Annotated in this window: 20 protein-coding genes; 17 read left to right on the top strand and 3 right to left on the bottom strand. The window is 36.4% G+C overall.

Annotated elements, in window-relative coordinates:
* Positions 1 to 51: 51 nt before the first annotated feature.
* Positions 52 to 915, bottom strand: a complete 864-nt coding sequence (hslO, locus tag SP041_RS06100; protein ID WP_025564552.1) for an Hsp33 family molecular chaperone HslO — start codon at positions 913 to 915, stop codon at positions 52 to 54.
* A 26-nt stretch (positions 916 to 941) separates the two neighbouring features.
* Complete coding sequence (gene hslR, locus SP041_RS06095) at positions 942 to 1346, bottom strand: ribosome-associated heat shock protein Hsp15 (protein WP_025564551.1); 405 nt, start codon at positions 1344 to 1346, stop codon at positions 942 to 944.
* A 302-nt stretch (positions 1347 to 1648) separates the two neighbouring features.
* Here hslR and gspC point away from each other — a divergent pair, with 302 nt between their 5' ends.
* The 14 genes from gspC (at position 1649) to SP041_RS06025 (ending at position 14572) form a co-directional block, all read left to right on the top strand.
* Positions 1649 to 2506, top strand: coding sequence for a type II secretion system protein GspC (gene gspC / locus SP041_RS06090; RefSeq protein ID WP_025564550.1), 858 nt, complete (start codon positions 1649 to 1651; stop codon positions 2504 to 2506).
* Between the two features lie 84 nt (positions 2507 to 2590).
* On the top strand, positions 2591 to 4636 hold the full coding sequence (gene gspD, locus SP041_RS06085) for a type II secretion system secretin GspD (RefSeq protein WP_240791422.1): 2046 nt from the start codon (positions 2591 to 2593) through the stop codon (positions 4634 to 4636).
* On the top strand, positions 4633 to 6156 hold the full coding sequence (gene gspE / locus SP041_RS06080) for a type II secretion system ATPase GspE (protein ID WP_025564548.1): 1524 nt from the start codon (positions 4633 to 4635) through the stop codon (positions 6154 to 6156). The genes gspD and gspE overlap by 4 nt, the downstream gene beginning before the upstream one ends.
* 1 nt (position 6157) lies before the next feature.
* Positions 6158 to 7372 (top strand): type II secretion system inner membrane protein GspF, encoded by a 1215-nt coding sequence (gene gspF / locus SP041_RS06075; RefSeq protein WP_025564547.1) that lies wholly within the window; start codon positions 6158 to 6160, stop codon positions 7370 to 7372.
* A gap of 40 nt (positions 7373 to 7412) precedes the next feature.
* Entirely contained in the window at positions 7413 to 7853 is a 441-nt protein-coding gene (gene gspG, locus SP041_RS06070) for a type II secretion system major pseudopilin GspG (RefSeq protein ID WP_025564546.1), read from the top strand.
* A 27-nt stretch (positions 7854 to 7880) separates the two neighbouring features.
* Complete coding sequence (gene gspH / locus SP041_RS06065) at positions 7881 to 8456, top strand: type II secretion system minor pseudopilin GspH (RefSeq protein ID WP_025564545.1); 576 nt, start codon at positions 7881 to 7883, stop codon at positions 8454 to 8456.
* 5 nt (positions 8457 to 8461) lie between these two features.
* Positions 8462 to 8854, top strand: a complete 393-nt coding sequence (gene gspI / locus SP041_RS06060) for a type II secretion system minor pseudopilin GspI (protein WP_205961175.1) — start codon at positions 8462 to 8464, stop codon at positions 8852 to 8854.
* A complete protein-coding gene (gene gspJ / locus SP041_RS06055; RefSeq protein ID WP_240791421.1) occupies positions 8841 to 9476 on the top strand; it encodes a type II secretion system minor pseudopilin GspJ in 636 nt (211 codons plus the stop codon). Before gspI ends, gspJ begins: the two co-directional genes overlap by 14 nt.
* Positions 9476 to 10480 (top strand): type II secretion system minor pseudopilin GspK, encoded by a 1005-nt coding sequence (gene gspK / locus SP041_RS06050; RefSeq protein ID WP_025564542.1) that lies wholly within the window; start codon positions 9476 to 9478, stop codon positions 10478 to 10480. The genes gspJ and gspK overlap by 1 nt, the downstream gene beginning before the upstream one ends.
* Positions 10477 to 11676: a type II secretion system protein GspL gene (gene gspL, locus SP041_RS06045; protein WP_025564541.1), complete on the top strand. Its 1200-nt coding sequence runs from the start codon at positions 10477 to 10479 to the stop codon at positions 11674 to 11676. The genes gspK and gspL overlap by 4 nt, the downstream gene beginning before the upstream one ends.
* Positions 11676 to 12155 carry a type II secretion system protein M gene (locus SP041_RS06040; protein ID WP_025564540.1) on the top strand — a complete coding sequence of 160 codons (480 nt, stop codon included), beginning with the start codon at positions 11676 to 11678 and terminating at the stop codon, positions 12153 to 12155. The genes gspL and SP041_RS06040 overlap by 1 nt, the downstream gene beginning before the upstream one ends.
* 44 nt (positions 12156 to 12199) lie before the next feature.
* Positions 12200 to 12949 (top strand): type II secretion system protein N, encoded by a 750-nt coding sequence (locus tag SP041_RS06035; protein WP_025564539.1) that lies wholly within the window; start codon positions 12200 to 12202, stop codon positions 12947 to 12949.
* Positions 12950 to 13123: 174 nt separating this feature from the next.
* The gene (gene lexA / locus SP041_RS06030; RefSeq protein ID WP_025564538.1) at positions 13124 to 13750 is read left to right on the top strand and encodes a transcriptional repressor LexA; all 627 of its coding nucleotides are present in this window, start codon (positions 13124 to 13126) and stop codon (positions 13748 to 13750) included.
* Between the two features lie 135 nt (positions 13751 to 13885).
* Positions 13886 to 14572, top strand: a complete 687-nt coding sequence (locus SP041_RS06025; RefSeq protein ID WP_025564537.1) for an SCO family protein — start codon at positions 13886 to 13888, stop codon at positions 14570 to 14572.
* Positions 14573 to 14712: 140 nt separating this feature from the next.
* Here the strand turns inward: SP041_RS06025 and SP041_RS06020 are convergent, their stop codons facing one another.
* On the bottom strand, positions 14713 to 15198 hold the full coding sequence (locus SP041_RS06020) for a GNAT family N-acetyltransferase (protein WP_037048935.1): 486 nt from the start codon (positions 15196 to 15198) through the stop codon (positions 14713 to 14715).
* A 159-nt stretch (positions 15199 to 15357) separates the two neighbouring features.
* Between SP041_RS06020 and metA the strand changes: the two genes are divergently transcribed.
* From metA to SP041_RS06005, 3 genes are all read left to right on the top strand, one after another.
* Positions 15358 to 16275 carry a homoserine O-succinyltransferase gene (gene metA / locus SP041_RS06015; RefSeq protein WP_025564535.1) on the top strand — a complete coding sequence of 306 codons (918 nt, stop codon included), beginning with the start codon at positions 15358 to 15360 and terminating at the stop codon, positions 16273 to 16275.
* Positions 16276 to 17089: 814 nt separating this feature from the next.
* Complete coding sequence (gene metH / locus SP041_RS06010) at positions 17090 to 20773, top strand: methionine synthase (protein WP_025564534.1); 3684 nt, start codon at positions 17090 to 17092, stop codon at positions 20771 to 20773.
* 562 nt (positions 20774 to 21335) lie between these two features.
* A partial coding sequence (locus SP041_RS06005; protein WP_170968523.1) for a cadherin-like domain-containing protein occupies positions 21336 to 23025 on the top strand: 1690 nt, incomplete at its 3' end.

The following is a 23025-nucleotide window of genomic DNA, read 5'->3' as shown; positions in this document are numbered from 1 at the left end:
CACAGAAAAATATCTATGGCAACTTTGTGAGGTCACACTTTTGTATGATAATTAGTGTTTTGGATTTGTAGAAGTAAATAAAATTTGAAGATCTTTTTCTTTAAAAGAGTAAGTTGTTGCGCAATATTCACAACGCATATCAATGCTTTCTTGTTCTTCTAGTATCTCTTTTATTTCTGTTTCATCAAGTGACGCTAATGATGATAAACAACGTTCTTCTGAGCAGCCGCACTTGAAACTAATTGGTTGCATTTCGAATAAACGCACTTGCTCTTGATGATATAAACGGAATAATAATTCATCGTTTTGTAATGTATAAATTTCTTCAGCTTTAATTGTTCCCGCTAATGCACATACATGAGCGAAGTCTTCTTCATGTGTATCACTGTGAGCAGGTAATGTTTGAATTAATAGACCAGCAGCCTGTACAGGAGTTGCTTGGCTATCTGCAAATAAGCTGATTTTAGTCGCGAGTTGTTCAGATTGAACAAAATAATCTTCTAAACATGCCGCTAGCGTGTCTTTTTCTAATGCGACTATTCCTTGGTAGCGTTCGCCATCTTCAGGCGTGATAGTAATCATAAGATTACCTTTACCAATTAATTGTGAAAATGATAACCCAGTAGTATCGCCTTCATAGCGAGCTGTACCACGTACTTCTAAATCTTGGTTTGCGTTAATGACTGCCATGCTGAGTGGTCCATCACCTTGAATTTGTACAGTGATTTTACCTTTAAATTTTAACGTTGCGGTTAGTAAGCTAGTCGCTATTAATAACTCGCCAATAGTATTGGCAATCTCTTTAGGATAATGATGGTTATCAATACATTGCTCAAATGCACTATGTGCTTGTGCAATTTCACCGCGAATTTCAAAGTCATCAAATAGGAAACGTTGTAGTTGGTCTGTCATAATTTCTCTCAATATATATTCTGCAGCAGTTAATCAAAATTCGCTGTGTTACGTTGTGTTTTTGCGTGTATTAACTCACGGCGTTCTTTTTTGTTTGGTTTACGGTCAGGGTGTGGTGCATTTTGTAAACTTAGCTTACGAAGCAACTGGTGTTGTTCTCGTTTAACGACACTTTTTTCTGTTTCCTGATATAACGTTTGTGCAATCGGAGCCCCTCTACGTTGTTCAGAAATGGCTTCTACAGTTACTTCAAATAAAAGTTCTCCTTGGCGTATTGATAATACAGCACCAAGTTCTACTGTTTTACTCGCTTTACAACGTTGGCCGTTATAATGAACTTTACCACCTTGCACCATATCTCGTGCTAAGCCCCGCGTTTTATAGAATCGAGCAGCCCATAACCATTTGTCTAACCTGACTGTTGATATTGCCATAATTTTTAACTCGAAAAGTATATTTTAGTATAGTAACAAGCACTTATTTACTAAACTAAAACAAAATAATGAACCGATTATGTATAGTTGGGGTCGAAAGGCGATAAATCAAGGTATACATGTGCCATAATATTGATTGTAAAGTTGTTATTTTATCGACAACTAGACCTTAAACTTATAGCCTAAGTCCCATTATTGAAATTGTCTTATGATATCTTTTTATAAACAGCTTCGTTAGCATTAGTATGGCAGCAATAAGAATTGATATTTAATGATTTAGTTACAGGATGAAAATAGAGGTTATGATTTCCTTACTACCGAAAATAATACTGGCAGTGATCTGTACTTTAATCGCTTATCAATCAGGAGTCTTAACCTGGTCTTTATATCCAGTTAAAGAAACGCCTTATCATTGGACCCCCACGGCTCAAAAAACAGAAAATAAAGCGGTCGCGTTAAATACTAAAAAATTACAAGAGCAAGCATTATTTGGACAATATAAAGGTGAAAACCGCCAAATACTTAACCAAGAAAAACCAACTGAAGCCCCTAAAACTCGTCTTAAACTCACTTTAGTAGGTATTGTTGCATCATCTGATGCGAAGTTATCAAGTGTTATTATTGAGTATAAAAGAATACAAGATAGTTATTTTATTGGTTCTGAAATCCAAGATACAGATGCAATTGTTAATGAGATTTATAGTGACCGCATCATTATTAGCGTCAATGGTGAAGAGCAAACGTTAATATTAGATGGATTAGAGCAATATAATAAACGAATGAGCACTATCGAAAAAGGGCAAGAAGTTAATAATGCATCTCAAGATCGTAAGAACCGTAAAAAGAAAACAAGAGAAATAGACTTAGATAGAGATGTATTAGTAGAAAATCCAAATAAATTACTTGATTATATAAATATATCTCCCGTAAGAGATGGAAATAAAATTAAAGGTTATAAAGTTAACCCCGGTAAAAATCCAGAACTATTCGAAGATGCTGGGTTGCAACCAGACGATTTAGTCATTGAATTAAATGGGGTCGATTTAACCGATATAACTCAAGCATTAGGTTTAATGAAAGAGTTTCCTACCATGACGGAGATGAGCTTAACAGTTGATCGAGATGGTGAGTTAAATGAGTTGTTTATTAGTATTCCATGATATGGGAATACTAATAAATATTAGACAATTAAATGATTAAAAAACAGTCGTTTATTAATCGATAGCTATAGACTGAAGCGTGTAATGCAGAAACATACAAACAATGAGGTTGGTGTAATGATTTTAGGGATTAAGAAAAAACTGGTCAGATTAATAGGAGCCGGTGTTTTTATTTTATTTACACAGTCAACTTTAGTGCAAGCTGTTGAATATTCAGCTAGCTTTAAAAATGCCGACCTTAATGAGTTTATTAATATTGTTGGTAAAAACTTACAGAAAACAATTATCTTGGATCCTGCTGTACGAGGCAAAATTAATGTACGTAGTTATGACCTTCTTAATGAAAAGCAATATTATCAATTCTTTTTAAATGTATTAGAAGTTTATGGTTTTGCTGTCGTTGAAATGGATAATGGCATCCTTAAAGTTATTAAATCGAAAGATGCCAAAGTAGCCGCCATTCCTGTTATTGATGATGGTAATCAATACAAAGGTGATGAAATGGTTACGCGCGTTGTGCCCGTTATCAATGTATCAGTAAGAGAGTTAGCGCCTTTATTACGTCAACTTAATGATAGTGCTGGCGGTGGTAATGTTGTGCATTACGATCCTTCAAATGTCATTATGATCACTGGGCGTGCTGCGGTTGTTAACCGTTTAGTCAAAATTATTCAACGAGTTGATAGAGCCGGTGACCAAGAAGTTGATATTGTTAAATTAAAATTTGCTAGCGCGTTAGATATGGTCAATATGATCAATTCTATTCAACAAACATCAACTAGTTCAAAAAATAGTTCTACCAGTGTGCTTAAACCTCGTTTAGTGGCTGATGAAAGAACCAATTCAGTTATTATCAGTGGTGAGCCTAATACGCGAGCACGGGTTATTAAGTTAGTTAAATCATTAGATAACGAATTAAAAAATAATGGTAATACACGTGTTTTTTATCTGAAATATGCGAATGCCAAAGAAGTTGTTCAGGTGTTAAGTGGTGTTAGCCAAGGTCTTGAAGAAGCAGGTAAATCATCTAACTCAACAAATAAACAACCGAATGTAAATATTCAAGCGCATGATGCAACTAATTCAATTATCATTTCTGCACAACCCGCGTTAATGTCATCATTAAGCAGCATTATTCATCAGCTTGATATTCGTAGAGCGCAAGTATTAGTTGAAGCCATTATCGTTGAAGTATCTGAAGGGGACGGTGTCAATTTAAGTGTGCAATGGGCTTCTACTTCAGGTCTTGGTACTCAGTTTAATGATAACGGAGCTTCTATTGGTGAATTAGCAGCAGGCGCTTATGCTATTGATAATGATTCAGATGATTTTGAAGACTTAGCATCGGCTATTTCTTCAATTTCAGGTGGAATTGCTGGTTATGTTGGTAGTGATTGGGCAGCAATTTTACAAGCTTTAAGCAGTACTAGTACATCAAATATTCTTGCAACACCAAGTTTAACAACACTCGATAATCAAGAAGCTAGTTTCATTGTTGGTGATGAAGTACCTGTACTAACAGGTTCTACGTCTAGCTCAACAAATGCTAATCCTTTCCAAACAATTGAACGTAAAGAAGTTGGTATTAAGCTGAAAGTGACGCCACAAATCAATGAAGGTGACTCGGTGCAGATGGTCATTGAACAAGAAGTGTCGAGTATCCAAGGGCAAACTTCTGTGGATGTTGTTTTTGCAACCCGTTCAGTTAAAACAACTGTGTTAGCAAAATCAGGTGAAACTATCGTTATTGGTGGGTTAATTGATGAAGAAGTTAATGAGTCTGTTGATAAAGTGCCTATCTTAGGTGATATCCCTTATATCGGTTGGTTATTCCGCTCGACTAAAAGTAGTACTGAAAAACGTAACTTAATGATCTTTTTACGTGCAACCATTATTCGTGATGACGAAACAATGAGAGAATTAAGTCAACGTAAGTATAGCTTAATGCGAGAAGTGCAACTTGGTGAAGATGAAAAAGGCATTGCTCTAATGCCTGATAGTAATGTGCCTCTTCTACCTGAATGGGGACAGCCAGTTGAAATTGATCCTGAGACTTTTATAGGACATTCTGATGCTTTTATTGATAAAAAAGTTGAAAGTGTAATTAAAGAAGCGGATCGACCAATATGAGTGATTTAAACGATGTTGATGCTGCGCTTGTTGATCAAGAAGTCGTTGAATTTACGCCTTCGGGGCAGTTGCCTTTTGCTTTTTCTAAAAAGCATGAGCTCGTTATGTCTCACGATGGTAAAAGTAGTGCGCTATGTTTTAAGCAAGTGCCTACTGTTGATTTATTAGTAGAGGCTCGACGTGTTATTGGCCACTCCTTTACTACTCAGCAGGTTGATGATGAAACCTTTGATAGGCTCGTTGCCCGTGCTTATCAATCATCGTCATTAGAAGCACAGCAATTAATGCAAGATTTAGGAGCTGATGATTTCTTTACGTTAGCTGAAGAGTTACCCTCGGACGATGATTTATTAGAAGCCGAAGATGATGCGCCGATCATTAAGTTGATTAATGCGATGTTAGGAGAAGCTATTAAAGAAGAAGCCTCAGATATCCATATTGAAACATTTGAACAAACATTAGTTATTCGTTTTCGTATTGACGGTGTATTACGTGAAATATTAAAACCACAACGTAAGTTAGCGGCATTATTGGTTTCACGTATAAAAGTAATGGCTAAGTTAGATATTGCTGAAAAACGTATTCCACAAGATGGCCGTATTTCATTAAGAATTGGTGGGCGTGCGGTGGATGTTCGTGTATCGACTATGCCTGCCAGTCATGGTGAACGTGTTGTATTACGTTTATTAGATAAAAACGCCGTTAAATTAGATTTATCAACGCTTGGTATGACCAAGCAAAATCATATTCTCTTACAAAATCTCATTCATAAACCACACGGTATTATCCTCGTTACTGGTCCTACTGGTTCGGGTAAAAGTACCACTCTCTATGCGGGTTTATTAGAAATTAATTCTAGAGATAGGAATATATTAACCGTCGAAGACCCGATTGAGTATTCCATTGACGGTATCGGTCAAACACAAGTTAATACAAAGGTTGATATGACCTTTGCGCGGGGTCTGCGTGCTATTTTACGGCAAGACCCTGATGTTGTGATGATTGGTGAGATCCGAGACCTTGAGACTGCGGAAATATCAGTACAAGCCAGCTTAACAGGTCACTTAGTATTATCTACCTTACATACTAATACGGCCGTTGGTGCGGTAACTCGTTTACGTGATATGGGTGTAGAACCTTTCCTTTTGTCCTCAAGTATTCTTGGTGTGTTAGCGCAGCGTTTAGTGCGACGGTTATGTCCGAAATGTAAAGCGGCTCATCCAGCGACTTCTTCTGAAAAAGTTATTTTAGGTAAAGCTGAAAACGAAGAAGCTATTATTTATCGACCTGCTGGTTGCCATAATTGTAATCATACAGGTTATCGAGGACGTACAGGTATTCATGAATTATTAGTGGTGAATGAAGTAGTACGTGAATTAATTCATACTGGTGCTGGCGAACAAGCCATTGAACGTGAAATTCGTAAAACCTCTCAGAGTATCCGTGATGATGGTCTACAGAAAGTCTTAGCGGGTCTGACTACGTTAGAAGAAATCTTACGTGTAACTAGAGAGGATTAGTGTGGCTACTTTTTCTTATAAAGCGCTAGACGCAAAAGGTAAACAAAAAAAAGGGACTCAAGAGGCTGACTCTGCCCGTATGTTACGCCAACAACTACGTAATGCAGGGATGACTCCGTTAGAAGTGGAGGCCATTTCAGCTAAGCGTAAAAAAGCAGGTAAGGGTTTTCTTCAAAGCAAAATTAAAACGGCGGATCTTGCTTTAATTACTCGTCAATTATCTACTTTAGTTGCTTCCTCTATTCCTATTGAAGAATCATTACAAGCCGTTGCAGATCAATGTGATAAACCAAAAATAAAAGATATGATCTCATCGGTTCGTGGGGGGGTGATTGAAGGGCATAGTCTCGCTGATAGTATGCGTAGTTATCCGATGATCTTCGATAACTTATTCTGTGCAATGGTTGCCGCCGGTGAAAAATCAGGACATTTAGAAAAGGTATTAGATCGGCTCGCTGATTACGCTGAGCAACGACAAGAAATGAGAAGTAAAATGATGCAAGCTTTGATCTATCCGATCGTTTTAACGCTTGTGGCTATATCGGTTGTGGCTATTTTATTGACCTCTGTTGTGCCCCAAGTTGTTGGACAGTTCCAACATATGGGAGCAGACCTTCCTGGCTCGACTACTTTTTTGATTGCCGCTAGTGATGCGGTAAGCGCTTATGGTTTCTATTTTGTTGTTCTGTGTATTATTGCTTCTTTACTGTTTAAACAGTATCTCAAAAAAGCCAAGAACCAATTACGATTTGATCGCTATTTATTAACTGTGCCTATCGTAGGTAAGGTCGCTAATGAACTAAATACAGCTCGTTTTGCAAGAACATTGAGTATTTTAAACAGTAGTGCTGTCCCATTACTTGATGCGATGAGTATTGCTGGTGATGTATTAAGCAATCAATACATTCGTTTAAAAGTTGGCGAAGCTGCTGAACGTGTTCGTGAGGGGATAAGTTTAGGCAGAGCATTGGAAAGCACTAAGCTATTTCCTCCTATGATGCTACATATGATCATGAGTGGGGAGCGTAGTGGCGAATTAGGTAATATGTTGGAACGATCTGCGGATAATCAAGACAAACAGTTTTCAGCACAAGTAACATTAGCGTTAGGCTTATTTGAACCTGCACTGGTTATTTCGATGGCTTGTGTCGTTTTGTTTATTGTTGCTGCTATTTTACAGCCAATTTTGGCACTTAATAATATGGTATCAGGCTAGCTGAACCATTCGTTTTCATAAAATAAAAAAGGATTAAAGAGTGAGAAATTCAAAATCAACGACTCAACAAAAAGGTTTTACCTTATTAGAAATTATGGTTGTTATCGTGATCTTAGGTGTATTAGCTGCAATGGTTGTACCTAACTTAATAGGCAATAAAGACAAAGCTGATATTCAAAAAGTTAAATCAGATGTCGTGGCATTAGAAAATGCATTAGATATGTATAAATTAGATAACAGTATTTACCCAACAACAGACCAAGGTTTAGAAGCATTAGTAGCAGAACCAAGCTCTACTCCATCACCACGTAATTATCGTGAGGATGGCTACATTAAGCGCCTTCCACAAGACCCTTGGGGAAATGACTATGTATTAAACAGTCCTGGTGAAAAAGGTAAGATTGATATTCTTTCTGTTGGTTTAGATGGTGAAGAAGGGACTGATGATGATATCGGTAACTGGAACTTAAATGACAAATAATTATTTATATTATTAATGTTAATCTCGATGCGTAAAGCTAACGGTTTTACTCTATTAGAAATCATGCTTGTTATGCTTTTAATGGGGATGATTTCTGTTGGTGTCGTCATGACGTTACCCAGTTCTGGTAGTACTACTGAAGGTAGTCAATGGCATGCGCAACGTTTCAGTACATTATTACAACTCGCTCAAGATCAAGCGTTAATATTGAACACCGAATTTGGTATCCAGTTTAATGAGCAAGGCTATACATTTGCTTCGTATGACGTTAATAAAAAGCAATGGTTACCACTGGTTAATTCTCGTATCGAAGCCGATGTAATACTCCCTGATACTGTGATTGCTGAATATAACTTAGCAGGTAGTGTTTGGGGGGAACTTGAAGCGGTACAAAATGCAGTTAATAATGATTCTTTCATTGATGAGTCATATACAGTGAATATTGGTGAAGAACAGAAAAGTACTCTTCAGCCTAGTGTTTATGTTATGTCTAGTGGTGAAGTCACCCCTTTCAGTTACCAATTTTCTAATGTTGGTGATGCAGAACATTCAGTAACCGTTAAAGTCGCTATGACCGGCTTAATCGAAATATTAAGTGAGTAATGTTAATGACAAAACGACTTAATAATAACTATTCCCTAAAACATAAAGGCGGTATGACGTTATTAGAAGTTATGTTGGCATTAGTGATTCTAGCAACCGCCGGATTAGCAGTTATGCAAGCAGCATCGCAATCTTTAAATAATCAAAACTACTTACAGCAAAAAACCTTCGCGACATGGATCGCTAGCAATAAACTGGCAGAGTTGAAGTTAGAAGAAAAATGGCCTGGCTTAGCATGGGTTAGAGAAGAAGTAGAGTTTGCTGGTGTTAAGTGGTACTTACGTTATGAAGGCGTAGAAACTGGGAATTCAAGCTTTAGAGCATTAGATGTTGAAGTGAGTGATAGCAAAGATGGTCAGGCACTGGGTTATATAAGGACTTATGTTGCTAAACAATAAAAGCTATCAGCATAAAAAAAATAGTGGTTTTACCTTAATTGAGCTATTAATCGCTATTGCTATTTTTGCGGTATTAAGTTTTTCTGCTTATCAAATTTTACAAGGTGTCTTACGTAGCGGTCAAATCAGTAAAGAGCATGATGAAAATTTAGTTGAAATTCAACGAGGCATGTTATTAATTGAACGAGATTTTGTGCAAATGGTTGCAAGGAGTTCACGTACTGGTAATACTGATGATGATAATTTACAAGTGTTATACACCGGTAAAAATACTTTGGATTCAGACTATGAAGGCATTGAGTTTAATCGTGTAGGCTGGGCTAATCCTCTTAATTTACTGCCTCGTTCTAATATATTACGTGTAGGTTATCGTGTCCAAGAAGGGCAGTTACAACGTTTATATTACTTGCATCCAGATACTGTCTCTGACGAAGAACCTGAGCAACAAGTGATTCTTCATGATATTGAAAACTTAACATTTAGATTTTGGGATGAAAATTGGGTGAGTTCATGGAGCTCATCATCAGAAATTCCAACAGGTATTGAAATCACTATTACTAGTAAACATTACGGCGAGTTAAAGCGTGTATTTATATTACCTAATAGTGTGGTGGGAAATTAATGACTAGCCCTAAAAAACAAACAGGCATCGCATTAATTACGGTATTAATGATTCTCGCTATTATGGTAACCATTGCATCTACCATGACGGGTAGAATGACATCCAGTTTATTACGAACTGAAGGAATAAACTACTCGGAAAAAATTTATTGGTATGGACAAGCAACTATAGAATTCGGCCGTATGATTTTAGAGAGTGATTTTAAAGATAGTGAAGTGATCAGTTTAGATCAAACTTGGGCGACACCAGGTCTAGTATTTCCTGTCGATGAAGGTACGATCACAGGCAATATTGTTGATTATCGTAGCTGTTTCAATATTAATGCCCTTTCGGTCGAAGAAGAAGACGATACTGAACCATTAGCGTTAACGCAGTTTAAATTGCTGTTAACCGGCTTAGAGGTTGAAGATTTTAGTGTAGATGTAATTGCAGAATCAACTCGGGATTGGCTAGATAGTAATGACACCGTAGATCAGTCTGAAGGGGCAGAAGATAGGTATTATGAAGCTCAAAATGTCCCTCATTTAGCCGCTAATAATTTGATGGTTGATATCTCTGAATTAAGATCTGTGCAAGGAGTGACTGGTAATATTTACAATCATATAAAGAAACATTTGTGTGCTTTACCGACGTCAGAACAACTCATTAATGTAAATACAGTCAAACAAGATAAAGCCGAAGTTTTATATGCTTTATTTCCAGAAGAACTAGGCTTATCAATAGAAGACTTTCAAGATTTACTCGATGACAGACCAGCTAGTGGTTGGAGTTCAGTTGAAGAGTTTTTAGAGTCGGATTTATTAACTGATAAAATAATACCGGAAGACGTACAATCACAATTAAGTGTAACCAGTGATTATTTCGAACTATATGGTTCAGCAGAGTTTGATGATCGAACAATCGTATTAAAGTCATTATTTAAAGTAGAAGATGAGGAAGCAACTACGGTTCGTTTCCAATTTGCAGGAATAGAAGACATGATAGGAAATGGAGATACTCAGTGAGTGAACAATTAATTATTCGCCTAGCTAGTGAAGTAGACCAAATTATTCATTGGTTAATTTGGTCTGATAGTGAAAAAGAGATCATTGCTTCTGGTGAGTTAGAAAATGCTCAAGCCCTGCAATTGTTAACTGAAAAAGCACTGTCACGTAAAGTGATTTGTTTAGTGCCTAGTGTAGATGTAACTCTAAAATCAGTGGTAATAAAAGGTAATTTTACACGTCAAATGCAACAAGCTTTGCCTTATATGTTAGAAGATGATTTAGCTAGTGATGTCGATAAACTGCACTTTTCAGTATTGGCTAAAAAAACTGACTTAGTGGATGTCGCTATTTGCTTTAAAAGTAAATTACAAATGTGGCTAGATTGGTTAGCTGACGCAGATATTTTTTGTCATCGCTTATTACCAGAAGCTCTTGCATTACCTTTGGCTGAAGAGGATGAGTGGCAAGCATTACAACTTGAAAAGTACTGGTTGATACGCGAAAGTGAATATCAAGGATGGAGTTGTGATAATGAAATGTTTAATGACATTTTACAGTTACGTTTATCGGATAACCCACAACAAATTATTAAAAGTCATAGCCCTTTACCTAAAAGTATATTCGGACAATGGCAAGCTGAGCAAGTCATGCTACCTATGCAATTATTATCTGAAGGTTGTTCTCAGAATTCTTTCAATTTATTAACGGGTGAATTCGCTGTTAAGAGAGAGAGTAATTTACAACTATATAAATGGAAAGCGCCTGCGATAGCTGCTGTTATATTGTTTGTGGTGTTATTAGTTAATTTATTTGTACAAACAAAACAGTTAGATCAACAAACTTTACAAGTTAAAAAGCAAGTTGAAACGGTTTACCAACAGGCTTTTTCAGATCAAAGTCCTTTGAGATATAGCCGTATTAAGAAAAAACTAAAAGGGTTGTTAGCTAATGCTTCAATTACAGAACAAGATTCAGGCTTATTGATTATTTTAAATGATCTGCTTCCAAGCTTAAAAGCCGTTCCTAGTTTACAAATATCAACATTGAAGTTTAATAGTAAAAATCAAGAAATCAGTTTAGCCATTAGTGCCGATAGCTTCCAAGATTTTGAGAAATTTTCATCAAAAGTACCAACACAATATAATTTTAAACAAGGTGCTTTAAGCAATAATAAAAATCGTATTAGTGGTGTTGTGACTGTGGGGATCCAATAATGTTTGAAGAAATTAAAGACTGGTGGGAAAACACCACTGAACGAGAACAGAGATTGTCACTTATTTCAGCTGTGGTCGTTTTTATCGCTATTGTTTATTTTCTTTTATGGCAGCCATTAGCTAATAATTTAGCGGTTAGTCAGAAAAAGTTAAATAATGCACAACAAACTTTGCAATGGGTTGAAGTTAATTCAAATAAAATTATTGCTGCTGGACTGCTTGATAATCAAGCTGGGACATCGCAAAATTTATCACAATTGATCAATAGCACGGCTAGACGTAATAAAATTAATATTTCACGTATTCAAAATCGTAATGGGACTGTTGATCTTTCTATTAATCAAATCGAATTTAATCAATTTATAGAATGGATCACGACATTGCAAAATCAACATAATGTGCAAACAGTTAGTGTTGATATAAGCCAGGATAAAGTTCAAGGCATGATTAAAGTTAGCCGCTTATCGTTAAGTTATTAATTATTAGACTTTGGATTTAAATTCAAGAACAAAAAAGGTTTCAAATGAAATTTAAAATCGTGGTATTAATCGTGCTCGTTTACCTCATGACCTTAGTGGTTAATTTACCGATGGCTGTGGTTGTTAATTGGCTTCCTAATAACTCTATTAAAATCAATAATGCCACTGGTTCACTTTGGGAGGGGCAGGCAAAGCAGATTGTAGTTAATCGTAAGTTGAGTTTTGATAATGTAAAATGGGATGTACAATTAATGGCATTATTTACATTAAACCTAAAAGCCGATGTTTCCTTTAATAATGGTCCTCAAGCGATGTCTGGTAAAGGTGTCGTTGGTTATAGTTTTTCAGGTATAAGTGCATCAAATGTTATTTTAGATTTAAGCTCAAAAGAGCTATTAACATTATTGCCAATGCGTTTACCGGTTAAAATTTCAGGAGATTTTTCCGCCATTATTAAAGAGTTTACACAAGGAGAACCTTATTGTGAGCAGTTAGAAGGTAATGTACTTTGGCAAAATGCTGTTGTGACTAGCCAACTAGGCATAGTAAATTTAGCATCTCCTGCTGTTGATTTAGGGTGTGATAACGGAGGTATTACTGCTTTTGTGACTCAAGAGTCAGATGAACTTGCAACAACCTTAGACATTAGTGTGGGTGAAGGTGGTATATATAAACTCAATGGAGAAATCCAAGGAACAGATAAATTGGCTCCTTCAGTTGCTAAATCATTAACTTGGATTGGTCCAAAAAATGACAATGGTGCAACAACACTTAGCTTTAGTGGAAAATTATAAAGCATAATTTACTGAGGTATCATTGAGTCATTGTTTGACTCAATATTCCATTATCATTTAGTTAATGCTCTTTTATCACTTATCTAATAATAAAAAAAGAGTCTTAACTGGTATTTAACCATGTATGAATATACACTGTGTTTGTTTACAGTTTATTATCGCGTGGAGATACTAATGAAAGAACTTACTAAACGCCAAGGTGAAGTCCTAGACGTAATTAAAGATCAAATCACAAAAACAGGTATGCCGCCAACACGCGTGGAATTGGCAAGAATTCTAGGCTTTAAAAGTGCTAATGCTGCAGAAGAGCATTTAAAAGCATTAGCGCGTAAAGGGGCTATTGAAATACTCTCAGGCACATCTCGCGGTATTCGCGTTATTAGTGGCCATAAAGATAATGAAGCCGCCAACGAAGGGTTGCCTTTAATCGGTAAAGTTGCTGCTGGGGAGCCGATTCTAGCTCAAGAGCACGTTGAAACTCATTATAATGTTGATCCTACCTTATTTCATCCTGCTGCAGATTTCTTATTGCGTGTTCAGGGAGAAAGTATGAAAGATATCGGTATCATGGATGGTGACTTATTAGCCGTGCATAAAACCCAAAATATCAATAATGGTCAAGTCGTTGTTGCAAGAGTTGAAGATGATGTAACCGTTAAACGCTTTTATCGTGATGGTAAAAAAATAACATTAAAAGCTGAAAATACTTTATTCGAACCTATTAAAGTTGATTTAGAATATCAATCATTTGATATTGAGGGTATTGCTGTTGGCGTTATTCGCACTGCTGATTGGATGTAGATATTCTGCTATCTACTTTGAAACTTAGTCGCTTAAGTAAATGTAGTAAATAAATAAAGCGAAGAAAATGCCAATAAATAGTAATGCTATTTATTGGCATTTTCATAACTTATTTTAAGCAAATAGAGTAGATAAATGAAACGTATAATACTGATATGCAGCCTTGTTGTTGTGGGCTTGTTTTTCGCGTTAGGTGGATTGGAAGTCATTAATCCGAATACTAAAAATAACAAAACACTTGTAACAGGTAATAATGCATTATTTTTAGCGGAACCGCGTATTACGTTAAATGAATTTGCTTTTGAGAAAGCAGGTAAAGTCGCTTTTACTAATGAATCATTAAAAGGGAAATGGACACTTTTTTTTGCAGGTTATACTTTTTGTCCTGATGTTTGTCCTACTACACTCGCTGACTTAGACCGCATTTATCCTCATTTAACCAATGATCATGATACAACAACTCAGGTTGTGTTTATTTCTGTTGATCCTAATAGAGATAAAGCAGAACAGCTGGCAGATTATGTTCATTATTTTAATAAAAATTTTATTGGTGTAACCAGTACACATAAACAGTTGTGGCCTTTTGTAACACAACTAGGTTTGATTTATGGGATTGTTGAAGCAGGTGACACTGAAGATTTTTACTTAGTCGATCACAGTGCATCTATTGTTTTAATTGATCCTGAAGGTAAGTTACATGCCACGTTTAAGTCAGTACCTAATAAACAAGGTATCAATAGTGTTGATATGGATTTAATGGTTCAAGATATCAAGAAATTACAACAGCAATACGTTACTCAAATTGGGGCCCAGGGTAACTAATACTCTCTAGTGTTTATTATGAAAAAGCTTTATTTGGTTCGATTTAATTTAATTGATCAATCTATCTCATCCGCTTAGTAGAGTCAGGCTAAGCGGTTTATTCAGTTAAGATCTGTAGCTAAGTTATTTATTAATGCTTATTAAATCTTTTTTGTCCAAAATAAAGCGCTGCCAAATTCTGGATCAAGTTGGTAGTCAGAAAATCCTAAACGTTTATAAGCTTTACATGCAACTTCATTCCCACTTAAAACTTCTAATGTAATTTTACAACAATCACGAGCTTTACCAATCTCTTCAATTTTTTTAAATAAATGTTTGGTTAAACCTTTTCCTCTAAAATCTTTATGTACAACCACATCGTGAATATTAAATAATGGCTTACAGGCAAAAGTAGAGAAACCTTCAATCGCTGTTAATAAAGCGGCAGGTTTACCGTCATTAAATATTAAAACAATAAAAATATCTGAGCGTTTTAGTAATGTTTTTATTAAATTCTGTTTAGCAAAGTCACTAATATCTTCACCCCCTCCCATAGGATCACAAGCATAATGGGACATTAAACTGAGGTAAGCATCTGCATGTTGTTGGTTACGTAAATCAGCCGTAACGATTTGAATTTTTAACATTTTAATTCCTTTTAAACTTTAATGATTAGCACTTTTTTCAGTTTAACTAATGGATGACATGGCAGCTAGTATAAGTCTTATTTAAATTTTATGTTTTCAAATTCAATTTTAATGTTAGACTTCTAGATGTCTAAACGATAACTTGTAAAGGGAACAGCTATGCCAATTCGTATTCCAGATGATTTACCTGCATCGAACATTTTAAAGTCTGAAAATATTTTTACTATGTCTGAGTCACGAGCTAGCCATCAGAACATTCGTCCATTACGAGTATTAATTTTAAATTTAATGCCTAAAAAAATTGAAACTGAAACACAAATAATGCGTTTGTTGTCTAATACTCCACTACAGGTTGATATTGAACTATTACGAGTTGATGCAAGGGCAAGTCGAAATACGCCCCAAAAACATCTTGATAAATTTTATGGTGATTTTGAGCGTATAAAAAGTCAAAAGTGGGATGGATTTATTATAACGGGTGCACCATTAGGCACTATCCCGTTTGAAAATGTTTATTACTGGGATAAATTTACTGAAATTGTAAATTGGTCTCGCCATAACGTGACTTCAACCTTGTTTCTTTGTTGGGCTGCACAGGCTGCGTTAAAAATTCTTTATGATCTAGAAAAAGTAACAAGAGATGATAAATTATCTGGGATCTATTCTCACAATACTCACCATCACCAACATCCACTTGTTAGAGGGTTTGATGATCAATTTTGGGCGCCTTTATCGCGTTATGCAGAATTTAATAGTAATGACATTCAGAGTAAAACGGACTTAACGGTTTTTGCTGATGCGCCAGATGCTGGTGTTTATTTAGCTGCAAGTCCTGACTGTCGCCAAGTGTTTATTACTGGACACCCAGAATACGATGCGAATACCTTAAACAACGAATACTTAAGAGATATAGAAGAGGATTTAGATCCAGTATTACCGGTTAACTATTTTCCAAGTGATGATATTGACCAACCGCCTCGTGCTATTTGGCGCAGCCATGGAAATCTTTTATACAATAACTGGTTAAATTATTGTGTTTATCAAGTTACGCCGTACGACTTAACTGATTTGAAATAGCAAATAGGGGTTATTTAAGTTTTTAAGAATTAATACAACAATAAACTGGTAAAGGTTAAAAGCTCTCCTATACTTATTTAGTAATAGGAAAACGACAAGGAGCTTAACGAAGAAATTGCTAGATAAATATATATTATTTCGAAAAGGTTCTGTGAAGTTCACAGATTGGTTCTTAACATAGCGTTACTATGGCGTGGAATGCAGTTGTTTAGTTTTCACATTTTTCATAAAAATAAGACGGAGGTATAAAGTTATTTTAAATTTTACTCGTACCAGTGTTCTAAAATCATCAATCATTGAGTTGGTTTACTAAGCACTCATTTCCCTCGATAGGGAGCTGTTTTGGTTTTGGAAGTTAATGCTGGTTGTATTCAAATATACAGGAGCTTAATTATTATTACGTTTTATCACTTTATTAAAAGTGAATGTCAGAGTTAGGAGTTTTTAATTTAAAACTCATTGCCAACGGGCGTTTCTAACATTTACTTTTATCAAATTAGATAGTGGATTGTTTGTAAAGTTTTGTTAATAGATAGCTAATTTTTTATTTCATCAGTTAATATTAATAATGCTTTTGATAATCACAATTAAACTGTTCTTTTATTTTAAAGCGAGCTATTTAGCTCGCTTTTTTTATATTTATTAATTGTCATTTCTACTTTTTTAGCATCATTCCTAGCGATACAACTATCAAAAAATTCATAATTTATAACAGAATATTTCAAGACGTTATCCGCTTTGAAAGGGTTTGCTGATGACTTTTATGTTATTATACAAATTGGTTTTTATCTTAGAATAAGTAGCAGGGAACTCTATGTCAGTAAGCGATCGTAGTGCGTTGATTAAAGCACAACTAGAAAAACACATTCTTCTGATTGATGGTGGTATGGGTACCATGATCCAGGACCATAAATTTGAAGAAGCAGACTTTCGTGGCGAACGCTTTAAAGACTGGAGTTCTGATTTAAAAGGTAATAATGATTTATTAGTGCTAACCCAGCCTGAAATTATTGCTAATATACATCGAGAATATCTTGATGCTGGTGCAGATATCCTTGAAACCAATACATTTAACGCGACGACCATCGCAATGGCTGACTATGGAATGGAATCTATATCGGCAGAAATCAATTTACAAGCGGCTCGCATTGCCCGTCGTATTGCTGATGAAAAAACCGATGAAACACCCGAACGCCCTCGTTTTGTTGCTGGCGTCTTAGGTCCAACTAACCGTACTTGTTCTATCTCTCCTGACGTTAACGATCCCGCTTACCGCAATGTTACCTTTGATGAACTAGTTGTTGCTTATATCGAATCAACTAAAGCACTGATTAAAGGTGGTTGTGACTTAATCCTAATTGAAACAATCTTTGATACGTTAAATGCTAAAGCGGCGGTTTTTGCTGTTGAGACAGTGTTTGAAGAGTTAGGTTATAAATTGCCAGTGATGATTTCAGGTACGATCACTGATGCTTCTGGACGTACTTTATCAGGCCAAACGACTGAAGCTTTTTATAATTCATTACGTCATGCTGAGCCGCTTACCTTTGGCTTAAATTGTGCTTTAGGACCGGATGAACTTCGTCAATACATTCAAGAAATGTCACGTATTTCAGAAACATATGTTTCTGCACATCCCAATGCAGGTTTACCAAATGCGTTTGGTGAATATGACTTAGAATCTGATGAAATGGCAACTCATATTAAAGAGTGGGCTGAAAGTGGATTTTTAAACCTTGTGGGCGGCTGTTGTGGAACAACACCTGCGCATATCAAAGCAATGGCAGATGCTGTTGAAGGTGTTAAACCACGTGTATTACCGGAAATTGAAGTTGCTTGTCGTTTAAGTGGATTAGAAGCATTAACTATCCGTAGTAACTCGTTATTCCAAAATGTGGGAGAACGAACAAACGTAACTGGGTCAGCACGATTTAAACGTTTAATTAAAGATGAACTTTACGATGAAGCGCTTGAAGTCGCGTTACATCAAGTAGAATCGGGTGCTGATATCATTGATATTAATATGGATGAAGCGATGCTTGATTCATTATATGCAATGAAAAAATTCTTAAATCTATGTGCTTCTGAACCTGATATCTCACGTGTTCCAATTATGGTCGATTCTTCTAAATGGGAAATTTTAGAAGAAGGACTTAAGTGTGTTCAAGGTAAAGGGGTTGTTAACTCAATCAGTATGAAAGAAGGTGTTGATAACTTTATTCACCAAGCTAAATTGATTCGTCGCTATGGCTTTGCTGTGATTGTGATGGCCTTTGATGAAGATGGTCAAGCCGATACACGTGAGCGTAAATTTGAAATTTGTAAACGCTCTTATGACATTCTAGTGAATCAAGTTGGCTTCCCACCTGAAGATATTATCTTCGATCCTAATATATTTGCTGTTGCAACGGGGATTGAAGAGCATAACAACTATGCTGTTGATTTTATTGAAGCTGTTAAGGACATTAAAGATAACTTACCACATGCGATGATTTCTGGTGGCGTCTCTAATGTCTCTTTCTCGTTCCGAGGTAATAACCCGGTACGTGAAGCGATCCATGCCGTATTCCTTTATTACTGTATCAAAAATGGTATGGATATGGGGATTGTAAATTCGGCTCAATTAGCCATTTATGATGATATTCCTAAAGAGCTAAAAGACGCGGTTGAAGATGTAGTTTTAAATAAAAATGATAATGCGACAGATGCTTTATTAGATATTGCAGAAAAATATCGTGGTGATGGCTCTGTTAAAGTAGATGAGAGTAAAAACCTAGAATGGCGTGAATTACCTGTTAATGAGCGTATTGCACATGCTCTAGTAAAAGGTATTACTGAGTTTATTGAAGAAGATACTGAACTTGCCCGTCAAGATGCAAACATGCCAATTGAAGTGATTGAAGGTCCATTAATGGATGGCATGAATATCGTTGGTGATTTATTCGGTGAAGGTAAAATGTTCTTACCGCAAGTGGTTAAGTCTGCACGTGTAATGAAACAAGCGGTTGCTTATTTAAATCCTTATATCGAAGAAACTAAAGCGGTTGGAGCAACCAACGGTAAAGTTGTTATGGCAACGGTTAAAGGTGATGTTCACGATATTGGTAAAAACATCGTAGGCGTTATTTTGCAGTGTAATAATTATGAAATTATTGATCTTGGCGTAATGGTATCTACAGAGAAAATCATTAAAACAGCGCTCGAGCATAATGCTGACTTAATCGGTTTATCGGGACTGATTACACCTTCATTAGATGAAATGGTTTACGTAGCAAAAGAGATGCAACGCCAAGGATTGACTATTCCTTTATTGATTGGCGGAGCAACCACTTCTAAGGCACATACAGCGGTTAAAATAGAACAAAATTACGATCAACCAGTTGTCTATGTGTCTAATGCTTCTCGTGCGGTAGGGGTTTGTCAGAAGTTATTAACACCAGCGCATAAACCTGAATTTGTTGAGAAGTTAAATTTAGATTACGAGCGTGTACGTGAACAACATGCAAATAAACGTCCGCGTAGTGCACCGATTGGTCTACCGCAAGCACGTGCTAATGCAGCTAAGATAGATTGGTCTAATTACCAACCTAAAGTGCCTAACAAGTTAGGCGTGCAAGTATTTAAAACAATGCCAATTAGCGTGTTACGTGAATACATTGATTGGACACCTTTCTTTATGACATGGGGATTAGCAGGTAAATATCCTCGTATCCTTAAAGATGAAGTGGTTGGTGAAGAGGCAACCCGTTTATTTGCAGATGCACTAGCAATGTTAGATACAGTGGAAGCTGCAGGCGAAATTACTGCTGCTGGTATTGTTGGCATTTTCCCTGCTAACAGCGTGAGTGATGACATTGAAATATACACAGATGAAACACGTACAGAAATACTACAAGTCAGTAATCAATTACGTCAGCAAACTGAGAAAAAACCACCGTTTGTAAATCATTCTTTAGCTGATTATATTGCACCTAAATCATCTGGCGTTGCTGATTATATTGGCGCTTTTGCGGTAACTGGTGGTATTGGAGAGCGTGAAGTAGCTGACCGTTATAAAGCAGATAATGATGATTATAATGCGATTTTAGTACAAGCAGTATGCGATCGTTTAGCAGAAGCTTTTGCAGAGTATTTACATCAACAAACACGTAAAGATTATTGGGGCTTTGCTGCTGATGAAACTTTAGGTAGTGACGATTTAATTCGCGAAAAATATCAAGGCATCCGTCCTGCTCCTGGTTATCCTGCTTGTCCTGAACACACTGAAAAAGCGGTGATTTGGGACCTAATGAATGTAGAACAAGAAATTGGTATGGAACTGACATCAAGTTATGCAATGTATCCAGGAGCTGCTGTATCAGGTTGGATTTTCTCTCATCCTGAAAGTCGTTACTTTGCTATCGCTGGTATCCAACAAGATCAGGTAGAAGATTATGCAAAACGTAAGGGATGGGATATGCAAACAGCTGAACGTTGGTTAGGACCTAATATTGGTTAATAAGTGAATATTAAAAATAAAGTAAAAGTTTATTTTTAAATTACCCTTTAATGAAACCTGTCACCTTCATCGTGAAGTAATTTTTTCAAGATGAAAATAAATTTGAATAACAGTAGATATATTTTTACTGTTATTCAATACCATCTAATCTTAAATAATCATCGTCATTAATGTTAATCAAATGTGGGTGTTATTTTTCATGTTTTCCATGTTTTTATAAAATATATGTAGCGCTGCTATATTTTTTAAAGTTGGCTATACTTAAGCCATAAAAATATTTTGAAAATAGTATAAGTAAACATTTTAAAGGTTGTGAAGGTTTTTATTTGGTAATTTTTTGTGTTTTGTCTAAAGATTAATTAATAATCAAATTTACTATTTGACAATATTTGTCCATTTTCATTACCTTAGAGGTATTAACTCTTAATTTATTACCCATAGTCTGTTTTTTGAACAATCAATATCGAAAGGGCTGCACCGTTTGATCATCTTAATTGCAGGTCCCATTATTAAGTATGTGATATATATTTATTAGAACTTTAAAGTCGAGTAGGAAATCATCATGGCCGAACAGAATAATTCAGTAAACGAAAGTAATGAAACTAAAGTTGAATTAACTAAAGAGCAGTTAAATCTAGCTAAAGAGGAATTAGATCAGTCTAAAGAAGCACTGAATTCTGTCGAACAGCCATTACCACAAGAAGCTGAAGTTGGAGAATTAAAAGTTGAGGTTGAAAAACCTAATGCCTCTACGCCTTCAGAGTTAAATGAAACTAATACAGAAATTGATGTTAATGATCTTGATGCTATATTGGCACTTGGTGAAGAAGTTTTTGATTTAGATATTGAAACTGTAGCAGGTGAAGAATCCGGAGGTGGTTTTACCCTAGTTGATTTTGATAGAGATGGGCAAGAAACAATTGCTACAACCAATTTTCAAACAGTTGGCTTTAATGATGATTTCACACCGACTATTTTTACCGATGAAGGTGAAAACCTAGATACGGCTTCAGTCAATTCAGTACCTACCTTAACAATTATTAGTTCAAATAACTTTACGGAAGATGATGGTAGTGCGATAGAAGGCGCAGTAGTATCAACGTTTGAAACTACCGATGAAGACGGTGACGAAGTTACGGTGACCTTAAGCGATACTATCAATTACGAAATTGTTGGTAATACCGTTGTATTAACCGACGCTGGCGCTGCATTGGTTAATAGCGGTGAAGATTTACCTGTTTATACCTTAACAGTGAACGATGGCACAGCGGATGGCGAAAGCGTCAGTGATGACCCAAGCGTGACCACCGTGAACGATACCCCAACGATCACCATCACAAGCTCAAACGACTTTACCGAAGATGACGGCAGTGCGGTAGAAGGCGCAGTGGTATCAACGTTTGAAACTACCGATGAAGACGGTGACGAAGTTACGGTGACCTTAAGCGATACTATCAATTACGAAATTGTTGGTAATACCGTTGTATTAACCGACGCTGGTGCTGCATTGGTTAATAGCGGTGAAGATTTACCTGTTTATACCTTAACAGTGAACGATGGCACAGCGGATGGCGAAAGCGTCAGTGATGACCCAAGCGTGACCACCGTGAACGATACCCCAATGATCACCATCACAAGCTCAAACGACTTTACCGAAGATGACGGCAGTGCGGTAGAAGGCGCAGTGGTATCAACGTTTGAAACTACTGATGAAGACGGTGACGAAGTTACTGTTACCTTAAGCGATACTATTAATTACGAAATTGTTGGTAATACCGTTGTATTAACCGAAGCTGGTGCTGCATTGGTTAATAGTGGTGAAGAATTACCTGCTTATACCTTAACAGCGAACGATGGCACAGCGGATGGTGAGACTATCAGTGATGACCCAATTGTAACGACTGTAGATGATCCAACAATTGTAACGTCTGATGCTACTACAACCAATGAAGATACCCCGGTTACGATTGATGTATTAGCCAATGATACCGACGCTGATGGCGTAGTCTCGCCTGTCGCTTCAGTAACGGATGGCAACAACGGCACTGTGACTATCAATGATGATGGAACGGTAACCTATACGCCTGATGCTGATTTCAACGGCTCTGATACGTTTACGTACACTAATGAAGATGGCACGACCGAAACGGTGAGCGTAACCGTCGAAGCGGTTGCTGATGACACGGTTGTCGGTGCTGATTTAGCAACAACCAATGAAGATACTCCGGTTACGATTGATGTATTAGCCAATG

This window comes from Psychromonas sp. SP041, assembly GCF_000470315.2.
In the GTDB taxonomy this organism is placed as follows: domain Bacteria; phylum Pseudomonadota; class Gammaproteobacteria; order Enterobacterales; family Psychromonadaceae; genus Psychromonas.
This window is presented reverse-complemented; position numbering and strand designations above follow the sequence as displayed.